Genomic DNA, 19,969 nt, shown 5'->3' on the forward strand with positions numbered 1-19,969 from the left:
AGGACCAACTTCGGTCCTCTTTAATCTTTCCGAAACAATCCGAACACCCCAACTGTTTGCAGTATATTTGTAAATGCACCTGGGTCCACTTGTTTAATAATCCTCTCCAATTCGTATAACTCGTAACGGGTAATAACCATCATTAACATTTCTTTATTTTCATTCGTATAAGCACCTGTTGCTGGTATCGTTGTAATTCCTCTTACTAATCGCGAGTGAATCGCCTTTCTTACGTCCGCCCCATTCTTCGTAACAATTAATGCTGTAATCTTTACATGACGAGTATGAATTGCATCAATAATTCTCGTCGATACATATAAAGTCACTAACGTATATAACGCTTTTTCCCATCCATATACATAGCCAGCAGCGATAATGATAATTGCATTAAAAAAGAAAAAGTATGTACCGACAGGCTTATCTTTTATTTTTGATAAAATCATGGCGATAATATCTAATCCACCTGTAGAAGCACCCCACTTTAAAGCAATCCCTACTCCAATTGCCGAAATAATCCCGCCAAAAATCGCATTTAATATGATATCATTCGAAACCGCTCTAACAGGGATGATTTCTAGAAACAAAGTCATAAATATAACACAAAGAAAACTAAAAAAGGTGAAGGCCTTTCCAACCTTTTTCCACGCTAAAATAACGACAGGAATATTAAATAAGCTAAACAATACTCCCGTAGATATGTGAATCGATAAAAAATCACCTAATATTTGTGATAATAATTGAGACAATCCAGCAAAGCCGCTCGCATACACTTTCGCTGGCGTTAAAAATAAATTCATCCCAATCGCGTTTAATAAACCTGCGATGATTACAACGATTAACTTCTTTATAAGTTCAGTATAATTCAACTTCAAATCCATTTCGAATCCACCTTTACCCTTCATAAATGCACCTCTATACATAGTCTTTACGAAAAAGGAAATGATAAACGTACAACGTTTAGAAATGGAGTTGATACATATGCCACATACGAGTGATAACGACAAAAAAGCACGCGATAATAATGCAAAACGCACACAAAAAAATGAGCAAGAGCAAAAAAATATTCAGCAAGGTAAACGTGCATACTCTAAAAAGACCGATCACCTTTGATTCCATCGTACATCAACAATTATGTTGATGTACTTTTTTACATTTTAAAGGAAAAAAACATTAAAAATTCACTTCATGTTCACTTCTATATTCTACAATAGCGATAACATATTCGGATGAGGTGTTGGCATGAGAGGGAAACATATTTTCATTATTACTGCACTAATAAGTATATTGATGCTATCTGCTTGCGGACAAAAAAACGGATCAGCTACAGTCGCCACAGCAACAGACTCGACTGTTACGAAGGACGACTTCGAAAAACAATTGAAAGATCGTTACGGAAAAGACATGCTATACGAAATGATGGCACAAGACGTCATCACAAAAAAATATAAAGTACCTGATGAAGAGGTAAATAAAGAAGTAGAAAAAGTAAAAAAACAATATGGAGATCAATTCAAAAAAGTATTAGAAAATTATGGTTTAAAAGATGAAGAGGATTTCAAAAATCAAATTAAGTTCAAACTTGCTATGAATGAAGCGATTAAGAAAAGCATTACAGAAAAAGACGTAAAAGACCACTATAAGCCAGAAATTAAAGCGAGTCACATTTTAGTAAGTGACGAAAATGAAGCGAAAGAAATAAAGAGTAAACTAGATGCTGGTGCTTCATTTGAAGAATTAGCAAAACAAGAATCACAAGATCTGCTATCAAAAGATAAAGGTGGAGACCTTGGATACTTCAATTCAGGTACAATGGCTCCTGAATTCGAAACCGCTGCCTACAAACTAAATGTTGGACAAATTAGCAATCCCGTAAAATCATCAAACGGTTATCACGTTATTAAATTAACTGATAAAAAAGCTTTAAAGCCTTATGATGAAGTGAAAGACTCTATTCGCAAAAACTTAGAGGAAGAACGTACTGCTGATCCTGTATTCAGCAAAAAATTGTTACAAGAGGAATTAAAAAAGGCAAATATTAAAATAAATGATAGTGATTTGAAAGATACGTTTACTCTTGTTTCACCGCAAGGAAATTAAAAAAGCACAACCTTATCTTTTTAAATAAGGTTGTGCTTTTTAATCTTCTATCTTATTTCTTAAAGTAAGTCCAACCTTCTTCTTGGTAAACTTTTTCTTCTTTCATCAATTTACCAAGTGCGCGCTTAAATGCAGCTTTACTCATGTTAAAGCGTTCTTTAATATCTTCCGGATGGCTCTTATCCCAAAACGGCATTGCTCCGCCTCGTTCTTCCATATATGCATAAATTACTGCCGCATCGTCTTCCATTCCTTCTTCTTTACGAGGAAGAAGTGAAATGTTAATTGTACCATCATCTTTCACGTCAATAATACGGCCCGTTACACGCTCACCGATGCGAACTTGTTCTTTTCTTTCTGTATGGTGTAAGAAAGCACGGAAATGCTCATCAGTTAGTATGAATGAACCAACTTGAAGCGAACGATATACACGTCCATTTACGTTTTTATTACGCATAGATGGCGTTGCATCTACGATAATTTCTTGCATATCACTGTCTCTTGCCGGAAGAGCAATTAAACGATCACGATTCGTTAATTTTAACGTACAATATAATTCGTCGCCTACTTCTGGCCATACTGGCATATAAATCGGGAACTCATCAGCTGGAATTAGTATATCTTTTGACACACCAATATCAACAAACACACCTAAACTAGGAATGACTTCTACAACCTTTACCCAGTTCCAATCATAAGTTGTAATAATCGGTTCCTTCATTGTTGCTGAAATACGATTTTGGTGATCAAGGTATAAGAATACATCAATCGTATCGCCTTCTTCAATTTCTCCAGCTACTTCGTTTTTATGTAGGAAAATTTCTTCTTCTTCATTCCCAACCATATATCCGATTTCCGTTTCGCGTAAAACAGTTACCTGTTCAATCGATCCTATTTGCAAATACATATTTTTTAATTCCCTTCTATATATATAAAATTATCTTTTTTATCATTCCAAACAAAAGTTAATTATAACATGATTTTTCCTGTATTTGTCCAACTGCCCAAAATTCACTATAATAAAATGAGGTTCCATGAATATAAGTACGAAAACACTTAAGTCTAGACTCGTTTTCAGCTATACTTTAGTATGTACAGTACATAACAAGATTAGAAATTTATTTGGAGGTGCTAACTATGGCAAAAGATAGTTCTTTTGACATCGTTTCGAAAGTAGAATTACCTGAAGTAACAAACGCAATTAATATCGCATTAAAAGAAATCCAAAACCGATATGACTTTAAAGGAAGTAAAAGTGATATTAAATTAGAAAAAGAAGTACTAGTTTTAACTTCTGACGACGAGTTCAAATTAGACCAAGTAAAAGACGTTTTAATTTCTAAACTTGTAAAACGTAACGTTCCAATTAAGAACTTAGATTACGGAAAAGTTGAAGCTGCAACTGGCAACACTGTTCGCCAACGTGCAACACTTCAACAAGGTATCGATAAAGATAACGCTAAAAAAATTAACAACATCATTAAAGAAATGAAATTAAAAGTAAAAACACAAGTACAAGACGATCAAGTACGTGTTACAGCGAAAAGCCGTGATGACTTACAAGCCGTAATCGCAGCTGTTCGTAGCGCTGATTTACCAATCGACGTACAGTTCATTAACTACCGCTAAAAAGAAAACTCCTCTTAATTAGAGGAGTTTTCTTTTTGTCTTGTAGAGACAATATTACAAGAACAAACCATAGAAAAAAGGGTATGTGCGGTAAAAATCGCTAAGTAAATTGAAAATAAGGAAAAGACACCTTAAGACGTTTTCCCTTCGATTTGAATTACTTTTCTTAGTAATTACATCCTAGGCCAAAGTCATCTTAAAAATTGCTATAACTCATAATTCCTCTCCTCGCCAAAACGTAACAATTTATGAGTATAAGAATATTTTCCAACCTTTAATGTAATGTAAAATTAATAAGTATTTAAAAAAATGTTAATAAAAAAAGAGTTAGAAGTGGTTATTTGAAGAAATTAATATTATGGTTTTTATTGGCCACATTCTCCCTAAATACTGTAGGATGTTCTAATAATACGAATACACTAACGGATAAGTCTAACTGTATCAACAAAGCTTGGTACAAAAAAAATATGTCATGTAATCATTTAAAAAACATTAAATAGTTAATGATAAAGGTCATAAAAAAAAGACACCTCAAAGTGCCTTCCTCCGACTTGAATCATCTCAATCTTAACAATATTTGGATGTAATTAAAAAGAAGCATAAATTGTTAATAAAGATGCAGACTTCAAAATAAAAAGTACACTAAGTAAACTCTTATTCAAAAATTTATATTAAACACTAATATTTTAGAAGCAAGTTTATAAGTGTAAAACCTACAGGGATTTCCCCTGTAGGTTTTATTATATTTCAAGTGATTTCCAAATGTATTATGAGTGGCTTTTTTCAGTTTGGTTTTCAAAATATTTTTCTTTAACCATTTTTATCAGATTTTCTTTTTCTGTTAGTTCAAATATAAATAATGCTTTTTTCATGTTATTTGCAATATCTTCTTCATTCTGTTGTTTAAATCTTAATAAATTCCATCCTTTTAAATAGTAAAGTTCACCTAATAAGTATAGAGTATTTAGATTAATAGCTAATTTGATGCCCTTATCAATGTATTTTACCGCTTCTTCATATTGATAGGTCATACCTAAACATTTCGCTAAATTAAAAATGATTTTTAATTTAATCGCTTTATCTCTCGGAAAATCTAACTTATTAAAATTAGTTAAACATCTTCCTAATATAGTAATACTTTTATCATATTCTTTATTTTCCGCATAAAATATAGACATTGTCTGCATAATATCTATTTCTCTTTCTGATAAAAAATCAACATTGGTTAAAGTTAGTTTTAATGCATTATTTAAAAGCTTTAAAGCAGTTTTTATGGATCTGTTCACCTCAAATACAGCAATTGCTTCATGCCATAGGAGAAATTGTTTATCTTCTTTTGCCTGAAAATTTTTTTCATCTTTCTCTTTTTTCACGATTTCATAAAGTTCTTTATATTGTTTTTGCTTTAAGCAATCTTTTATTACACATTTTACATTTTCTACATATTTTAACTTTTTGTTTTGAGTTAATGCAAATATATTATTTGGGTCAATACCAAGTCTTTCTGATAATTGATATAACAATATACTAGATGGATAAATCATACCTTTTTCTATTTTGCTAATTTGACTTTGCGAACATATTCCATGACATAATTCGGATTGTGATATATTTTTTTTAATTCTAAGCTCTTTAATGGTAATACCCAAATCGTAAAATTCCATTTTCCCACCTACTATTTAGTACTATATTAGTATAAGAGTATTCTCTAACTTTTAATGTAATGTAAAATTAATATAGTTGCAATTATTGTTTGTTTCAAAGGTCTTTCTCTATCCGTATTGACACAAAAACAGGCTAGGAAGAAGACTTTCTCCCTAACCTGGCCCCACCGAACAAACTTACAAATCCAATAAGAAGACATGAACATAGAGTGCGTAACTTCTCATCTCATCTACGTTTCCTTTTAACTGCAATTAAAAACGCAATAAATAATACATTCACACCAACGATTAAGGAGATAAATAACCAATTCACACCTGTTTCTCTGTTAACTTTATACACGTTTGATTCTTCACGCTTTAAAACGAGATAAAATTTTCCGTTTTCCTCTCTTATAATTTCATCCTGCAACAATCCTCTTAACTCTTGTTTTTCACCAATTGCACTTGCAGGTAAGGAGACTTTTTGTGTTTCTTTCGTATTATTAATTGCTACTAAAGTTACTTCATCTTTATATTTTCGTTTTAGTATGCTCATCCCGCTCTTATCATACAGAAGCTCAAACGTACCGCGTCGTAAAGACGGTCTCGCCTGCCTAAGTTCACCTAGTTTTGTTATGTGCTGCATAAATTTTTCGTCTGACTTAAAATCCATTAATCGTCTATTATCGGGTACACTTCCTCCATCTAATGCAATTTCAGTTCCGTAATAAAAATTCGGAATCCCAGGTGATGTTAACAAATATGTAAGCGCCAGTTTTAAACGTGATGGCGGATAATACATATTTTCTTTTGCAATACGCGCATATCTTTTTGTTTCTTGATCATCTAAAAACGTAACAAATTCCCCTTCTTTTTTACTCACATCGTATAACGATTTCACCGATACATCCGCTTTGGAAAACGATTCTACTATTTTTTCGTTGTATTCGCTATCCTCCTTTGTCATAATACGAAAATCTTTCTTTATCACTTGCATATCTTTTTGCGCGTTATCCCAAAAGGAACGCGGCTTTTTTTCACTATGTATAACATAGCTTCCGTCTAAATCAACTTCTTTTATCCACCATTTCATTGCGTCAATTACCTGTTGTTCGTTTTCTCCAAGCGGAAATTGAAATACAACTTTCATTCCTTTTGCCTGAGCTTCTTTTACAAGTTCTTTCACATCATTTTCTGTCCCGAAATGTTCATTTACCTTTTTAAAATTTCGCACGTCTAATCCATCGTACTTTCCACTTTCAAAAAGTGGCGAAAGCATAACGGTAGTAAAACCCATTTCTTTTATGTAATCCAACCTTTTTATAATTCCTCTTATATCCCCGCCTTGATACCCTTCTAAATTACCAACTTCTAACTGTTTGTCATTTTTCGGTTCTCCATTATTGAAGCGATCAATCATAATGGAATAGATAACTTCGTCTCGCCACTCTCTTTTTTCGTCTGCAAAAGTATGTATTGGTACAAACAAAACAACAGCTAAGCAAAAACAAATGAATAGTTTCCTAGTCCGTATTTTTCCCACACGCATCCCCCAAGTTTTTTAATTGTAAGAATATTATACCAATTTTCTGAATGAAACGCATATGTCGATTTCAACCCTCACAAAATAATACATGTTAGATTTCCTAACATCATTTATATAATTTTATGAATTTTTAGTTGATTTTTAGTTTAATTTCGAATATGATATGAAACATAACAAAATGATGTTATTTTTTCTAACATTACAGGAGGGAAAATCATGAATATGGGAGATACGGTTTTTATGTTTGTAACGACAGTAATGGTCATGTTAATGACACCAGGATTGGCACTTTTTTATGGAGGTATGGTTCGCAGCAAAAATGTACTCAGTACAACGATGCATAGTTATAGCGCAATGGCTATCGTTTCGATTCAATGGATTGTTATCGGCTATTCTTTATCATTCGGACCAGATTGGCACGGGATTATCGGTACACTTGATTGGTTCGGGCTAAACGGAGTTACCTACGCACCAAATCCAGACTACTCATCTACTATTCCTCACAATTTATTCATGATGTTTCAACTCATGTTCGCCATTTTAACTCCAGCTTTAATTTCAGGTGCATTCGCTGAAAGAATGCGATTTTCTGCCTTTCTTATTTTTATCCTTCTATGGACAACGATCGTTTACAATCCTGTCGCTCATTGGGTATGGGGCGTCGGCGGGTGGCTAAGGGAACTTGGGGCACTAGACTTCGCTGGCGGAAACGTCGTTCACATCACTTCCGGAGTTGCTGGTCTTGTATTAGCTATTTTCCTTGGAAAACGAAAAAACATAAATGGTTCTTCTCCTCACCATTTGCCATTTACAATGTTAGGCGCAGGCTTATTATGGTTTGGCTGGTTCGGTTTTAACGTCGGCAGCGCATTATCCTTAAACGACGTAGCTTTAACTGCATTTATTAATACAAATATAGCCGCTGCTGCCTCCGCTCTAACTTGGATGCTTTCTGAATGGTTCTTCCAATCAAAACCGACTGCGATGGGAGCTGCTTGCGGAGTTGTTTCTGGTCTAGTCGCTATTACACCAGCTTGCGGGTTCGTTACACCTTTCTCCGCTCTTCTTATCGGAGCAATTGGTGGTATATTATGCTTTGGCGCCGTTTTCTTCTTAAAAACAAAATTCGGGTATGACGATACACTTGATGCCTTTGGATGCCACGGCATCGGAGGAACTTGGGGCGGTATTGCAACAGGACTATTTGCAACCACTACCATAAACGGAGATGGTGCAAACGGATTATTTTACGGAAATGCCGCTTTACTGTTTAAACAACTGGTAGCAATTGGAGCAACATATGCATTCACAATAATAATGACTTATGCCATTATTAAAGTTATTAACTTCTTCCTCCCTGTTCGGGTAGATGAGCACGAGGAACATATGGGACTTGATATTTCGATGCATGGTGAGAAAGCTTATGAACATGCAGAGCGAGCAAACTAAAAAAGAGATGCAATCTATTAGTAATAGATTGCATCTCTTTTTTGCGCACCGGGCAACATATCCCACCTAGTATAACCGGAAATATATTAACGGTTTTTTGGATATATCAACGATTTTTCAAATATATCGATTGTTTCTTTCAATATATCAACGTTTCGACACAAGATATCGATTTACCAACAAATTCCGACATAACGAAACTGAAGAATACCCGCGTGTAACTTTACACATAAAAAAGACGACCGTTTCATAACAGTCGTCTTTTCCTATTTATTTCGGAGCATTTCCTACATATTGCGTAATATCAACATTTAATGCCTGCGCTAAACGCATACCGTATTCTTGATCTGCACGGAAGAAGTTACAAACAGCTAATAATTTTGTGCGTTCATTTACGTCTTTTAGATCATTTGTTAAGTTTGCAATTAAGTTATCTTGCTCTTCTTTAGAGAATGAACGGTAACGCTCACCTGCTTGTTTGAAGTCATTTGGTTTCTCGATTTTTTCACGAGATACATAGCCTTCTACTTTCATAGTTGAATCGCGGTAAGCTTTGTCTTCAACCGGATTCTCTGCATGACGGCTCGGTTCGTAGTTGATTGTAGATGGGTTTTGATTTACTTGCATCGCACCATCACGTTGTTGATTATGAACAGCTGCGTATGGGCAGTTTACAGGAATTTGTAAGTAATTTGCACCAAGACGATAACGCTGTGTATCTGGGTAAGAGAATAAACGACCTTGTAATAATTTATCTTCCGATGGCTCAATACCATTTACAGTTGCACTTGGAGAGAACGCTACTTGTTCTACTTCTGCAAAGAAATTTTTCGGATTACGATTTAACGTCATCGTCCCTACTTCCATTAATGGGAAGCGATCTTCTGGCCATACTTTCGTTGGATCTAATGGATCAAAGTCTAAAGAGTCCATTTCATCTAATTGCATAACTTGTACGTGTAAATCCCATTTCGGGTGATTTCCTTTTTCGATTGCGTCGAACAAGTCACGAGTTGCATGATTGAAGTCTTTCCCTTGTACTTCTTGCACTTCTTTCGCATTTAAGTTACGTACACCTTGCTGTGGTTTCCAGTGGTATTTAATATAAACAATTTTACCTTCTTCATTAATCCATTTAAATGAATGGACGCCGAAACCTTCCATTTCACGATAACTTGCTGGTGTACCGTAATCAGAAAATACCCATGTCATCATGTGTGTAGATTCTGGAGTTAACGTCATGAAATCCCAGTAACGATCTGGCGTTTGAATATTCGTATCAGGTGCTGGTTTTAAAGAATGTACCATATCAGGGAATTTAATTGCATCACGAATGAAGAAAACCGGTAAATGATTACCTACGATATCGTAGTTTCCTTCTTCTGTATAAAATTTAACAGCGAACCCACGTGGGTCACGTGCTGTTTCAGGAGAACCTTGACCATGAATAACCGTTGAAAAACGAACAAATACAGGCGTTTCAGTTCCTTCATTTTGTAAAAATGCCGCTTTCGTATATTGCTTCATACTATTTTTCGTTACGAATACACCGTGAGCACCTGCACCACGTGCATGCACAACACGCTCCGGAATACGTTCACGATCAAAGTGCGCAAGTTTTTCTACTAAATGATAGTCTTCTAATAATACTGGTCCACGACGACCAGCTGTACGAGAATTTTGGTTATCTCCAACTGGAGCACCTTGGTTTGTTGTTAAGCGATTATTTGGATTCATCTAGGGGGATCCTCCTCTTTCTTTCATAGTAATTATTATTTATTTAAAATTATTATAAACTAATTATTATTCAGAACTAAACCTTTGTCAACTATTTCCTTCACTTTTTTTGAAACAATTTCAGCCAAACAGTCGATAAATGCAGATTGTGCATTCGGCATACTTGGTCTAAAATATTTGGCATTTAATTCATCAGTTACAACTTTACATTCATAATCGTTGTCATATAAAACTTCTAAATGCTCCGCTACAAAACCAACTGGGCAATATACGAAAGATTCGTACCCATGCTCTGCATATAAATCTTTCGTTAAATCTTGCACATCTGGACCAATCCATGGATCAGGAGTATTCCCAGCACTTTGCCAACCGATTGTATAGTTTTGAATATTTGCAGCTTCTGCAATTAAATCTGCCGTATGTTTTAGTTGTTCTACATATGGGTCTCCTGCTGCAATAATCTTTTCTGGCAAACTATGCGCTGAGAAAATTACGACTGCTTTCTCTTTATCATCAATTTCTGTAAACGTTTCTTTTATTTGGTCTGCCCAATACGAAATAAATTTCGGTTCATCATACCATTGTTCAATTGGTTCAATAACAGGACCACCGATTTCTTTTGAAAGACGAATAGCACGATCATTATACGCTTTAATGCTAAATGTAGAATAGTGCGGTGCTAATACGATACTAATCGCCTGCTCAATTCCATCTCGCTTCATTTCCTCTACAGCATCTTCTATAAATGGCGCAGTATGTTTTAAACCTAAGTAACAAGTAAATTCATACTCTGTAAATATGTTATTCATTGAATCTGTTAATTTATGCGCCTGCTCTTTCGTAATTTTTGCAAGCGGCGAAATTCCACCAATCGCTTTATAGCGCTCAATTAAATCTTCAAGCGCTTCTTCTGACGGCTTACGCCCGTGACGGATATGTGTATAATATGCCTCTACATCGTCTAATGATTCTGGTGTTCCATACGCCATTACGAGTAAACCTATTTTTTTCTTTGTCATCTATATAACACCTCAATTTTATAAATGAGAATCCTTTTCAGAACGTTTGTTTCCAATTATAACAAGCAATAATAAGTACGTCAAAATAATAATTATAATTAAGTATTATTTATAAGGTGATTTTGAATTTTATATGACAATTTCTTTAATAAAAAGCGACTTACATAATTGTAAGCCGCTTTTCCCTTATTCCTTAATATTTACCCCATATTCTTTAAACCAAACGTGAATTTGTGCTAAATGAGCTAAAAGCTGTGGCCCAGTCATCAATTGACCAAACCATGGTGTTTGAAATGCACTGCCATTAGACTGAATTAATCCGTTCAACTGCTCTTTATCAAACAATTCGTGTAAAATTGAACCTTTATCCGTTAATAGTTTTTGAAGCCATACTGTTACTGCTTTTGTATAGTGTGGATTATGCGTTTTCGGATAAGGACTCTTCTTTCTATATAAGATGTCATGTGGAAGTACATCTTCTAACGCTTTACGTAATAGACCTTTTTCGCGGTTTTTATACATTTTCATTTCCCAAGGAATATTCCACGCATATTCGACAAGGCGATGATCTGCAAATGGAACACGTACTTCTAAACTTGCCCCCATACTCATGCGGTCTTTTCTGTCTAATAATGTTGTCATAAACCATACCATATTTAAATAAAATAATTGGCGTCTTTTTGCTTCTAGCGGACTTTCTCCCTCTAAAATAGGAACTTCTTGAATCGACTCTTCATAGCGCCTTTGTACATATTGTTGTAAATTTAATTTATTTCTCCATTCTTTCTTTAGCAGTTGTTCACGTGCTTCTGTAGAGCGCATCCACGGAAAGGCACTCGATTGTAAATCATCTTCTCTATAAAACCACGGATATCCACCAAATATTTCATCTGCACATTCCCCAGATAAACCGACGACAAAATCTTGTTTAATTTCACGACAAAACCATAATAATGACGAATCGATATCTGCCATACCAGGCAAATCACGAACGAGTACTGCTTCAGTTAAATACTCTGCTAATTTTTCATTCGAAATGACGCAGCGATGATGGGTTGTTTGAAATGTCTCAGTCATTAAATTAATAAACGGAGCATCTGAATTTGGCTGGAACGCATTCGCTTTAAAGTATTTGTCATTATCTTCGTAATCAATAGAATACGTGTGTAATTGCCCTTTTCCTGATCTCTCGTATTCTTTCGCTGCGATAGCTGTAATAGCGCTCGAATCTACACCACCTGATAAAAAAGTACATAGTGGTACATCAGAAACAAGCTGTCTTGTAATGGCATCTTGTAATAAAAAGCGCGTTTTCTCTACTGTTTCTTCAAAAGAGTCTTCATGTTTTTTACTTTCTACATTCCAATATCTCCATATACATAAACCGTTCTTTGAAAATGTCATCGCATGACCTGGACGTAATTCTTTTATACCAGCATAAATACCATGGCCAGGCGTTCTTGACGGTCCGAGACCGAATATTTCGGATAACCCTTCTAACGTTACTTCCGCCTTCACATCTGGATGAGCCAGTATCGCTTTTAACTCTGAACCAAATAGTAATCGCCCACTATCATATTTATAAAATAGCGGTTTTACACCTAGTCGATCTCGCGCAATAAATACTTGTTCTTTCTGTTCATCCCATACAGCAAACGCATATATACCGTTTAGATGATCGACACATTCTTCTTTCCATTCAATATAAGAAGCTAATAATACTTCTGTATCAGAATGACCTTTGAACGTATATCCTCTTCTTAATAATTCCTTTCGAATGTCTTCTGTGTTATAAAGTTCACCGTTATAGCAAATGGCGTAATTCGTTTCATCTTTTAAACAAGTCATCGGTTGTTTCCCGCCCTCAGGGTCCACAACGATTAATCGTTTATGCCCAAATGCGACATTGCCTTTAATCCAAACTTTATTATCATCCGGACCACGTTTCGCTAACGTCTCAGCCATCTTCGTAACGACAGCTCTTTCTCCTTCTAATGAGCGTTTATAATCCACCCAGCCTGTAATCCCGCACATATAAATCATCCTTCCATCTTATTTCTTTTCTTGAACGTGCAGTAATCCCCACCCTAAGAGTGCGGATCAAAAAATGGAAAACTTGACGATAACCTACTATCCACATATGGAATAGCATTCTCACTCAGTAAAACGTGTTTTATTGTATGCCCACCTATGTCTAGATGTGTCTAGTTATAAAGAATGCACGAACTGTCTATAACAGGAATAACTACTTTTCATAAAGGAGAAATCATGTATGATACAACGTAACCATATTTTATATAACCAGCCCCGCGCTCATACAGTCGGTAATGTAGAATATATAAACAATGAATGGGTATTCTTTGATGATGAAAATGATGAAGCATTTTTATTAGAAGATATTGCCGAAGATGGTTTTGAGATTTTATATAACAACAACTGGCTACCAGCTCGTTTCTATGAACAAGATATATTACAAATCGCCAACGAACAGCACCACCTGCAAAACGGGGAAATGATACGCATTCGAAAAAAATTACTTCTTAGCTATAATGAATGGCTCGAGGAATTACCCGACTCTGTGTTCACATTATTAACCGAATCATTGCAATCACTTCACTACTCTTTATATGATTGCATGTATTGTCATAATTATTTATCTTTCTTACCGAAAGAGGATTCACGCGAAGGAGTAAATATTCTTTTGTTTGATAACGAAGAGATGATCTGTACACTACAGCATCATTTCGTCCGTCACACTACATCCAATAAAAATATGTTCCGTTTTACGAAAGTAAATGGAGAAGAGTTGCATATCGATGCGACATAAAAAAATAAAAACCACCTTAGCTCCCAAGTCTTTGAGATTATAAGGTGGTTTTATTTTTATTTGAATACGTACCAGCCAAGTGGCAATTTCAGTCCTAAGTATAATACTGCTACTAGCGCAACAATAAATAAGCCCCAAACCGCCCCTGTTGGTTTGTTTTTGCTCATTTTCACAAGAACCATTTCCATTCCACCGATAACTAAAATACCAGCTAACATTTTTAAGCCATACCACATGTGCATGCTACCTGTTGCTGTCTTCACAATACTCATGTACAACATGAAACCTGTCACAATAATGATAATGTACATAAGACGAAGCCCCATATGTACACCTTTACCTTTTCTTCCTGCTGAATAAAGTGAATACGCAACGAAGAATAAAATTAAACCTAACGCCCATGCTGTAATATGCATATGTACCATCGTATCCCTTACCTCCTCTTTTCACACTTTTTCACTCTATATGATAACATGTTCATTTATTTTCAGGAAATGTTTCGCTTTTTTACATTTAAATGCTATAATATTTAGAGTATTTACAAACTTCTTGTAATAACAAAAGGGGGAACAATCATGATTCAAACTAAGGATATTATCGAACTTACAGACACATATGGAGCAAATAACTATCACCCACTTCCAATCGTTATTTCTAAAGCAGAAGGTGTTTGGGTAGAAGATCCTGAAGGAAACCGCTATATGGACTTATTAAGTGCATATTCTGCAGTAAACCAAGGTCATCGTCACCCGAAAATTATTAACGCTTTAATTGACCAAGCTAATCGTGTTACGTTAACTTCTCGTGCTTTCCATAGCGATCAATTAGGTCCTTGGTACGAAAAAGTTGCGAAACTAACTAATAAAGAAATGGTACTTCCAATGAATACAGGTGCTGAAGCTGTTGAAACTGCAATTAAAACAGTTCGTCGCTGGGCTTATGATGTGAAGAAAGTAGAAGCAAACCGTGCTGAAATCATCGTTTGTGAAGATAACTTCCACGGACGTACAATGGGTTCTGTTTCTATGTCTTCAAATGAAGAGTACAAGCGTGGATTTGGTCCAATGCTTCCTGGCATCGTTGTAATTCCTTACGGTGATTTAGAAGCATTAAAAGCCGCAATTACACCAAACACAGCAGCATTCATTTTAGAGCCAATTCAAGGTGAAGCAGGAATTAACATCCCACCAGCTGGTTACTTAAAAGAAGCTCTTGAAGTATGTAAAAAAGAAAACGTTTTATTCGTAGCAGATGAAATCCAAACAGGCTTAGGTCGTACTGGTAAAGTATTCGCTTGTGACTGGGACGATGTAACTCCTGACATGTACATACTTGGTAAAGCCCTTGGTGGCGGTGTGTTCCCGATCTCTTGTGTTGCAGCAAACCGCGACATTTTAGGTGTATTTGAGCCAGGTTCTCATGGTTCTACATTCGGCGGTAACCCACTTGCATGTGCTGTTTCTATCGCAGCTCTTGAAGTTTTAGAAGAAGAAAAATTAACAGAGCGTTCTCTTCAATTAGGAGAAAAATTAGTTGGGCAATTAAAAGAAATTGATAACCCAATGATCACTGAAGTTCGCGGTAAAGGTTTATTCATCGGTATCGAATTAAACGAGCCAGCTCGTCCTTACTGTGAACAACTAAAAGCAGCTGGTCTACTATGTAAAGAAACACACGAAAACGTAATTCGTATCGCACCACCTCTAGTAATCTCTGAAGAAGATTTAGAGTGGGCATTCCAAAAAATTAAAGCTGTATTATCGTAATAATAGAGAGGTTGTCCAACATGTTGGGACAACCTCTTTCTTTTTATATTCAATTATATTAAGATAAAATTGTAATTTTCTGTATTTTAAATTCATAAAGGAGGTGCGATATGCTACTAAGATATGGTAAACATATTAACTATTTAGCTACAGCGTTTATTTTAGTTACATTCTTTAGTTTCCTACTTTCCACAACATGGCTTCATTACTCAACTCCTACTACACTCACACTACTGAAAGCATCATTTTGGACTGCTGTTATTCTTACTATTATTGGATTTGGACGAGAAAAAAGCGCACTTGCGGTTATATTATTTGGCATTTGTACACTTGCATTAATTGGTCTTTACACTTTTGCCGTTATCGATTATCTCTATAATCCGAGACCATAGAAAAGAGCTATCTTTATACAAGATAGCTCTTTTCTCATTTCACTACATTTCGCAAAGTACCAATTCTTTCCACTGTAATGACCACTTCATCACCAGCATGTAAAAACCTCGGTGGTGTAAAACCTTTTCCGACACCAGCCGGCGTTCCTGTTGCGATAATATCGCCTGGTTCTAAAGTCATTCCTTTGCTTATCGTTGAAATAATTTCTTCTATTGAAAAAATCATTTTATTTGTGTTGGAAGTTTGCCTTACTTCTCCATTTACTACCGTTTCAATGTGTAATGCATTCGGCGTTTCAACCACCGATTTATGAATTAAATACGGTCCCATCGGACAAAATGTATCGAAGCTTTTCCCAAGGAAAAACTGTTTATGTTTTCTTTGAATGTCTCGAGCTGTTACATCATTTATAATCGTATAACCAAAAACATGCTCAAGCGCTTTTTCTTTTTTAATTTGCTTCCCTCGCTTACCAATAATGATAGCTAGTTCTCCTTCGTAATCTAGTTCGTCCGTTGCGTGAGGGTGACCATTAATTTGCTCATTTATGCCAATAACTGTTGTTGGTGCTTTCGTAAAGATCATTATATTTTCTGGAATAGACTCTACTCCGCCCATTTCTACCGCATGCTCACGATAGTTTTTTCCAACGCACAAAATATTCTTTCTTGGCCTTGGAATCGGCGCTAATATTCTCACCTCTGTTAACGGATAATACGCCGCTTCCCCGTTCTCTTTTGCCCAATTTACAATTTCACATACTTTCTCAAAACATTCAGTCCCTCTTTCAATACACTCTAACATTGTAATGGGGATTGTAACCTTTTCCCCTTTTTGTCTTTGCGCTTCTCTTAAGTGTAATACCTTTTCTTCTTCTTCATCCACAATACCTACAAATACCTTTTCTTCTTTCTTCGCCGTTACAAAACGCAATATTTCCACTCTCCATCCTAAAACTCATACCCTTTAATTGTATTCGCATCCGCAAGAAAAAAACCTTCTCATGCACGCTAATTTTTACAATATTCTTCTCGCATCTTATTCGTTACTTATTCATTATTTAGCATAAAATGTAGAAATTTTACTTTTTTTAGCGAAGGCATTTCTTTTTTATGAATTTTTTGTATAATATGTACTACATATATACTAAAAATTTCATTTAGAGATGGAGCCGATTTCAATGTTTGAGCAAGCTATTGAAAAAAAACGTGAAAAAATGATCTATTTTGCTGAACGCTATGGAATGACTTCTCAAAGAACAGTGGATTGTAGCCAAGAACTGGACAGGCTCTTAAATGTAATTTGTCATGTACATACGGATTTACACCCTACTCAAACGTTCAACACACACACGCAATAACGCGTGTGTTTCTTTTATTTCAAAAAAACACACATTTTATTGGAAACGCCCATACAATAGTAGAAAAGAAAATTTTAAAAACGAAGGGTGTTTTGTATGCCAGCTATGGTCGGACATATTCGTATCGTCAATATTGGATCAAGTGGTATTTTTCATATTGGAGATGTATTTGCGATTAGGCCTATTAGTTACTCACGTGCTTTCGCCGGGGCCGGTTCTTTCAACGTTGGAGATAATGTTTCTGTCTACAATTATCAAAGTGCAACGACTGTCAACGATTCAGATGTAATCGATCAAGCGATAATTGGCTCAACTTAAAGGAGGCAATTGAATTGAATTTTTATGTAAACCAAAGTATCATCATCAACAGTATTAAAATTGATAGCATCACAACCTCTTCTGTATTCCAAATTGGTACTGCCGGAAGTATTAAAGCCCTATCTAAATTTTCAAATACAGGCGGATTTACGGAGCCACTTCGCCCATTACAGGCAAAAGGACAAATTATTTCTATCAAACCATCAAATAGTTCTTCTTAAGACATCCTTGTCATAAATATATAGCAGGAATATTTTTACCCTCCCTATTGAAAAGGAGGTTTCACAAATGAATCAAGATATATATACTTACTTACACCAACTCCAACAAGCTCTTCAAACACAACAAGCAGCCATCCTGAATTTAGAAGATCAAGTGCGACAACTCCAAGAAGAGCTTAACGAATTAAAAAATCGCCCCTCCTCTTCTGTAGGAAAAGTGGAATACAAATTCGATCAATTAAAAGTCGAAAATTTAAATGGTACTTTAAATATTGGTTTAAACCCATTTTCAGCAAAAGGACAACAAATTGAAGATTTTCAAGTGGATACAGAAACATTGAAGGTAAATCCTGAAACCGAAACAAACCCAGACTTTTATCAAGGTATCCTCCAAGAAATGCATCGATACTTAGATGAAGAAGCATATAATCGTATTGTCCATTTTGAACAAGAAGAGAGAACACCGCTTGATGAAATGTATCGACAAATGATGGTGGATGACATAAAAAAACAGATGGAGCATCGACTCCCTTATTATTTATCACAAGTTCAATCACATGAAGGTATTTCAACAGATCCAGATTATTTACGAGATATCATTATTCAGGCAATGAAACAAGATATTGACAAAGCCTTTCTCTCCTTTATTCAGCACATACCGGGAAATTTCCGAAAGGAGTAAGTATGTATGAACCTTAACGTTGTAAACCGTGAGTTAAAAGTCGGGCAGATTAAAATGAACGGTGTATCGTCGTCCGCACTCTTTTTAATCGGAGATGCAAATCTCCTCATTCTATCTTCTATTCTCGATACACCATTTGAAACAGTTACAGAGGGTCCATTTGTACCATTAGTAACAGATGTCCCTCCTACTCCAGGTTAAGGAGACTGAGAAATTATGTTGCATCATGTGTCCATTGTCCAAAATGTTTCTATTATTTCTTTAGGGATCACTGCCGTATTTCAAGTTGGAGATGCAAACCAAATGGAATTAAAAAGTAGAGCTCTTGCCGTCCACCGTGAATTTCCTTGTTATATAAGGGGAGAAGGTCGCTTTGATGCTTTTGAAATCTTTACAGATGAACACATTACAATTCCAAAACGAACGAAAGATGTAAAATTAAACATTGTAAATGAATGCCCTTTTATTGAAGTTAATAATGTTGAATTGCGGACACTTTTAAATTCTGGTTGCTTTCAAATTGGAAATGTTGATTATGTTTTTAATAACTCTCGTATTATGCAAATCCGCCAATATATTACGGATGAACCTTCCGCGCAATAATTCATATAGTAATTAAAAAGCTTAGTAAAGTAGGTGGATGGTATGCCTTCGGTTGTAGGAAATCTCGTCGTTCAAAACAGTAACGGCTCTTTCAACTTAGGAGATTTTTATAACGTGTCTCCGAAAGAAAACACGAAAGCCTATAATGGATCTGGAGCTTCCAATGTTGGGTTTGTTGTGAATACTTTTAGCGGTGTTAGTGCAACAAATACGTTTGATTCTGATGTGGCGGATCAAGATCAGATTGGAACAGCGTAAAAAAAGTAGGAGATATTCTCCTACTTTTTTCTTTTATCTAATTCAAATTATTAGAATGAAATTTTAATCAGCAAGAGCTTTACTGTTCACAAATAGTAGTATAAACAAGTAAGGAGTGAAGAGGCACTATTTCATTTTATTTAAATGATAATCCGCTCTCCTCCAAAGCTTGTCTAAGCTTCGGCAAAGACGCAGGTCCCATACCATGCAGTTTTAATATTTCTTTTTCACTATATTTTGAGAGTTCTTCTACAGTTTGAATTCCGTGATGCTCTAATGCTCTTCTTGCTGGTGCTGAAAGAAGAGAGAGAAAACCTTCTTTTGGTTTTCTCTCTTTCTCACAGGTTGGGCAAGTTGGACAATCGCTACTTTTATAATACTCGTGTCCCTGTTCACAAGTTCTTAACGTTGTCATTTTTTA

At 35.4% G+C, this 19,969-nt stretch carries 24 protein-coding genes; 14 read left to right on the forward strand and 10 right to left on the reverse strand.

Features of this window, described 5'->3' with window-relative positions; all coding sequences use genetic code 11:
• Nucleotides 1-20: 20 nt before the first annotated feature.
• Entirely contained in the window at nucleotides 21-878 is an 858-nt protein-coding gene (locus tag H6481_RS16450; protein WP_000364431.1) for a YitT family protein, read from the reverse strand.
• A 100-nt stretch (nucleotides 879-978) separates the two neighbouring features.
• Between H6481_RS16450 and H6481_RS16455 the strand changes: the two genes are divergently transcribed.
• Nucleotides 979-1,110 carry a DUF3941 domain-containing protein gene (locus H6481_RS16455; protein ID WP_001120851.1) on the forward strand — a complete coding sequence of 44 codons (132 nt, stop codon included), beginning with the start codon at nucleotides 979-981 and terminating at the stop codon, nucleotides 1,108-1,110.
• Nucleotides 1,111-1,239: 129 nt separating this feature from the next.
• On the forward strand, nucleotides 1,240-2,097 hold the full coding sequence (prsA, locus tag H6481_RS16460; protein WP_097987120.1) for a peptidylprolyl isomerase PrsA: 858 nt from the start codon (nucleotides 1,240-1,242) through the stop codon (nucleotides 2,095-2,097).
• Nucleotides 2,098-2,149: 52 nt separating this feature from the next.
• On the opposite strand, the gene H6481_RS16465 is transcribed toward prsA, so the two are convergent.
• Nucleotides 2,150-3,004, reverse strand: a complete 855-nt coding sequence (locus tag H6481_RS16465) for a S1-like domain-containing RNA-binding protein (RefSeq protein ID WP_000281259.1) — start codon at nucleotides 3,002-3,004, stop codon at nucleotides 2,150-2,152.
• Nucleotides 3,005-3,234: 230 nt separating this feature from the next.
• On the opposite strand from H6481_RS16465, the gene H6481_RS16470 reads away from it, so the two are divergent.
• Complete coding sequence (locus tag H6481_RS16470) at nucleotides 3,235-3,726, forward strand: YajQ family cyclic di-GMP-binding protein (RefSeq protein ID WP_001040146.1); 492 nt, start codon at nucleotides 3,235-3,237, stop codon at nucleotides 3,724-3,726.
• Nucleotides 3,727-4,493: 767 nt separating this feature from the next.
• On the opposite strand, the gene H6481_RS16475 is transcribed toward H6481_RS16470, so the two are convergent.
• The gene (locus H6481_RS16475; protein WP_000397875.1) at nucleotides 4,494-5,390 is read right to left on the reverse strand and encodes a helix-turn-helix domain-containing protein; all 897 of its coding nucleotides are present in this window, start codon (nucleotides 5,388-5,390) and stop codon (nucleotides 4,494-4,496) included.
• Nucleotides 5,391-5,616: 226 nt separating this feature from the next.
• Nucleotides 5,617-6,918, reverse strand: coding sequence for an alpha-amylase family glycosyl hydrolase (locus H6481_RS16480; protein WP_078400954.1), 1,302 nt, complete (start codon nucleotides 6,916-6,918; stop codon nucleotides 5,617-5,619).
• A gap of 213 nt (nucleotides 6,919-7,131) precedes the next feature.
• Between H6481_RS16480 and H6481_RS16485 the strand changes: the two genes are divergently transcribed.
• Entirely contained in the window at nucleotides 7,132-8,364 is a 1,233-nt protein-coding gene (locus H6481_RS16485; protein ID WP_001055850.1) for an ammonium transporter, read from the forward strand.
• Between the two features lie 270 nt (nucleotides 8,365-8,634).
• Here the strand turns inward: H6481_RS16485 and katB are convergent, their stop codons facing one another.
• The 3 genes from katB to asnB all read right to left on the reverse strand — a co-directional run bounded on the left by katB (nucleotide 8,635) and on the right by asnB (nucleotide 13,154).
• A complete protein-coding gene (katB, locus tag H6481_RS16490; protein ID WP_001069184.1) occupies nucleotides 8,635-10,101 on the reverse strand; it encodes a catalase KatB in 1,467 nt (488 codons plus the stop codon).
• 59 nt (nucleotides 10,102-10,160) lie between these two features.
• Complete coding sequence (gene hemH / locus H6481_RS16495) at nucleotides 10,161-11,120, reverse strand: ferrochelatase (RefSeq protein WP_095691233.1); 960 nt, start codon at nucleotides 11,118-11,120, stop codon at nucleotides 10,161-10,163.
• Between the two features lie 186 nt (nucleotides 11,121-11,306).
• Nucleotides 11,307-13,154 carry an asparagine synthase (glutamine-hydrolyzing) gene (gene asnB / locus H6481_RS16500; RefSeq protein WP_097987118.1) on the reverse strand — a complete coding sequence of 616 codons (1,848 nt, stop codon included), beginning with the start codon at nucleotides 13,152-13,154 and terminating at the stop codon, nucleotides 11,307-11,309.
• 238 nt (nucleotides 13,155-13,392) lie between these two features.
• On the opposite strand from asnB, the gene H6481_RS16505 reads away from it, so the two are divergent.
• A complete protein-coding gene (locus H6481_RS16505; RefSeq protein WP_097987117.1) occupies nucleotides 13,393-13,947 on the forward strand; it encodes a DUF2777 domain-containing protein in 555 nt (184 codons plus the stop codon).
• A gap of 56 nt (nucleotides 13,948-14,003) precedes the next feature.
• Here the strand turns inward: H6481_RS16505 and H6481_RS16510 are convergent, their stop codons facing one another.
• A complete protein-coding gene (locus H6481_RS16510; RefSeq protein WP_000233495.1) occupies nucleotides 14,004-14,372 on the reverse strand; it encodes a YisL family protein in 369 nt (122 codons plus the stop codon).
• A gap of 150 nt (nucleotides 14,373-14,522) precedes the next feature.
• Between H6481_RS16510 and rocD the strand changes: the two genes are divergently transcribed.
• Both rocD and H6481_RS16520 read left to right on the forward strand, forming a co-directional pair.
• On the forward strand, nucleotides 14,523-15,713 hold the full coding sequence (rocD, locus tag H6481_RS16515) for an ornithine aminotransferase (RefSeq protein ID WP_000616660.1): 1,191 nt from the start codon (nucleotides 14,523-14,525) through the stop codon (nucleotides 15,711-15,713).
• Between the two features lie 110 nt (nucleotides 15,714-15,823).
• Nucleotides 15,824-16,105, forward strand: a complete 282-nt coding sequence (locus H6481_RS16520; RefSeq protein WP_000926859.1) for a hypothetical protein — start codon at nucleotides 15,824-15,826, stop codon at nucleotides 16,103-16,105.
• A gap of 34 nt (nucleotides 16,106-16,139) precedes the next feature.
• On the opposite strand, the gene H6481_RS16525 is transcribed toward H6481_RS16520, so the two are convergent.
• Nucleotides 16,140-17,039 (reverse strand): fumarylacetoacetate hydrolase family protein, encoded by a 900-nt coding sequence (locus tag H6481_RS16525; protein WP_001213080.1) that lies wholly within the window; start codon nucleotides 17,037-17,039, stop codon nucleotides 16,140-16,142.
• 247 nt (nucleotides 17,040-17,286) lie between these two features.
• Between H6481_RS16525 and H6481_RS16530 the strand changes: the two genes are divergently transcribed.
• From H6481_RS16530 to gerPF, 7 genes are all read left to right on the forward strand, one after another.
• A complete protein-coding gene (locus H6481_RS16530; protein WP_000462857.1) occupies nucleotides 17,287-17,466 on the forward strand; it encodes an aspartyl-phosphate phosphatase Spo0E family protein in 180 nt (59 codons plus the stop codon).
• A gap of 96 nt (nucleotides 17,467-17,562) precedes the next feature.
• A complete protein-coding gene (gene gerPA / locus H6481_RS16535) occupies nucleotides 17,563-17,784 on the forward strand; it encodes a spore germination protein GerPA (RefSeq protein ID WP_001111187.1) in 222 nt (73 codons plus the stop codon).
• A 14-nt stretch (nucleotides 17,785-17,798) separates the two neighbouring features.
• A complete protein-coding gene (gerPB, locus tag H6481_RS16540) occupies nucleotides 17,799-18,005 on the forward strand; it encodes a spore germination protein GerPB (RefSeq protein WP_182812374.1) in 207 nt (68 codons plus the stop codon).
• Between the two features lie 67 nt (nucleotides 18,006-18,072).
• A complete protein-coding gene (gene gerPC, locus H6481_RS16545; RefSeq protein WP_182812378.1) occupies nucleotides 18,073-18,687 on the forward strand; it encodes a spore germination protein GerPC in 615 nt (204 codons plus the stop codon).
• A 6-nt stretch (nucleotides 18,688-18,693) separates the two neighbouring features.
• Complete coding sequence (gene gerPD / locus H6481_RS16550) at nucleotides 18,694-18,888, forward strand: spore germination protein GerPD (RefSeq protein ID WP_001052807.1); 195 nt, start codon at nucleotides 18,694-18,696, stop codon at nucleotides 18,886-18,888.
• 15 nt (nucleotides 18,889-18,903) lie between these two features.
• A complete protein-coding gene (locus tag H6481_RS16555) occupies nucleotides 18,904-19,290 on the forward strand; it encodes a spore germination protein GerPE (protein ID WP_182812380.1) in 387 nt (128 codons plus the stop codon).
• 42 nt (nucleotides 19,291-19,332) lie between these two features.
• A complete protein-coding gene (gerPF, locus tag H6481_RS16560; RefSeq protein ID WP_001141570.1) occupies nucleotides 19,333-19,548 on the forward strand; it encodes a spore germination protein GerPF in 216 nt (71 codons plus the stop codon).
• 136 nt (nucleotides 19,549-19,684) lie between these two features.
• On the opposite strand, the gene H6481_RS16565 is transcribed toward gerPF, so the two are convergent.
• A complete protein-coding gene (locus H6481_RS16565; protein ID WP_095691238.1) occupies nucleotides 19,685-19,963 on the reverse strand; it encodes an RNA polymerase alpha subunit C-terminal domain-containing protein in 279 nt (92 codons plus the stop codon).
• Nucleotides 19,964-19,969 lie beyond the last annotated feature (6 nt).

It is taken from the genome of Bacillus sp. ME78, from assembly GCF_903970865.1.
Taxonomy (GTDB): Bacteria; Bacillota; Bacilli; order Bacillales; family Bacillaceae_G; genus Bacillus_A; species Bacillus_A cereus.

Coding starts and splice junctions, on each gene's coding strand:
- H6481_RS16450 (WP_000364431.1), bottom strand. CDS start 878: ATGGATTTGAAGTTGAATTATACTGAACTTATAAAGAAGTTAATCGTT.
- H6481_RS16455 (WP_001120851.1), top strand. CDS start 979: ATGCCACATACGAGTGATAACGACAAAAAAGCACGCGATAATAATGCA.
- prsA (WP_097987120.1), top strand. CDS start 1,240: ATGAGAGGGAAACATATTTTCATTATTACTGCACTAATAAGTATATTG.
- H6481_RS16465 (WP_000281259.1), bottom strand. CDS start 3,004: ATGTATTTGCAAATAGGATCGATTGAACAGGTAACTGTTTTACGCGAA.
- H6481_RS16470 (WP_001040146.1), top strand. CDS start 3,235: ATGGCAAAAGATAGTTCTTTTGACATCGTTTCGAAAGTAGAATTACCT.
- H6481_RS16475 (WP_000397875.1), bottom strand. CDS start 5,390: ATGGAATTTTACGATTTGGGTATTACCATTAAAGAGCTTAGAATTAAA.
- H6481_RS16480 (WP_078400954.1), bottom strand. CDS start 6,918: ATGCGTGTGGGAAAAATACGGACTAGGAAACTATTCATTTGTTTTTGC.
- H6481_RS16485 (WP_001055850.1), top strand. CDS start 7,132: ATGAATATGGGAGATACGGTTTTTATGTTTGTAACGACAGTAATGGTC.
- katB (WP_001069184.1), bottom strand. CDS start 10,101: ATGAATCCAAATAATCGCTTAACAACAAACCAAGGTGCTCCAGTTGGA.
- hemH (WP_095691233.1), bottom strand. CDS start 11,120: ATGACAAAGAAAAAAATAGGTTTACTCGTAATGGCGTATGGAACACCA.
- asnB (WP_097987118.1), bottom strand. CDS start 13,154: ATGTGCGGGATTACAGGCTGGGTGGATTATAAACGCTCATTAGAAGGA.
- H6481_RS16505 (WP_097987117.1), top strand. CDS start 13,393: ATGATACAACGTAACCATATTTTATATAACCAGCCCCGCGCTCATACA.
- H6481_RS16510 (WP_000233495.1), bottom strand. CDS start 14,372: ATGGTACATATGCATATTACAGCATGGGCGTTAGGTTTAATTTTATTC.
- rocD (WP_000616660.1), top strand. CDS start 14,523: ATGATTCAAACTAAGGATATTATCGAACTTACAGACACATATGGAGCA.
- H6481_RS16520 (WP_000926859.1), top strand. CDS start 15,824: ATGCTACTAAGATATGGTAAACATATTAACTATTTAGCTACAGCGTTT.
- H6481_RS16530 (WP_000462857.1), top strand. CDS start 17,287: ATGTTTGAGCAAGCTATTGAAAAAAAACGTGAAAAAATGATCTATTTT.
- gerPA (WP_001111187.1), top strand. CDS start 17,563: ATGCCAGCTATGGTCGGACATATTCGTATCGTCAATATTGGATCAAGT.
- gerPC (WP_182812378.1), top strand. CDS start 18,073: ATGAATCAAGATATATATACTTACTTACACCAACTCCAACAAGCTCTT.
- gerPD (WP_001052807.1), top strand. CDS start 18,694: ATGAACCTTAACGTTGTAAACCGTGAGTTAAAAGTCGGGCAGATTAAA.
- H6481_RS16555 (WP_182812380.1), top strand. CDS start 18,904: ATGTTGCATCATGTGTCCATTGTCCAAAATGTTTCTATTATTTCTTTA.
- gerPF (WP_001141570.1), top strand. CDS start 19,333: ATGCCTTCGGTTGTAGGAAATCTCGTCGTTCAAAACAGTAACGGCTCT.
- H6481_RS16565 (WP_095691238.1), bottom strand. CDS start 19,963: ATGACAACGTTAAGAACTTGTGAACAGGGACACGAGTATTATAAAAGT.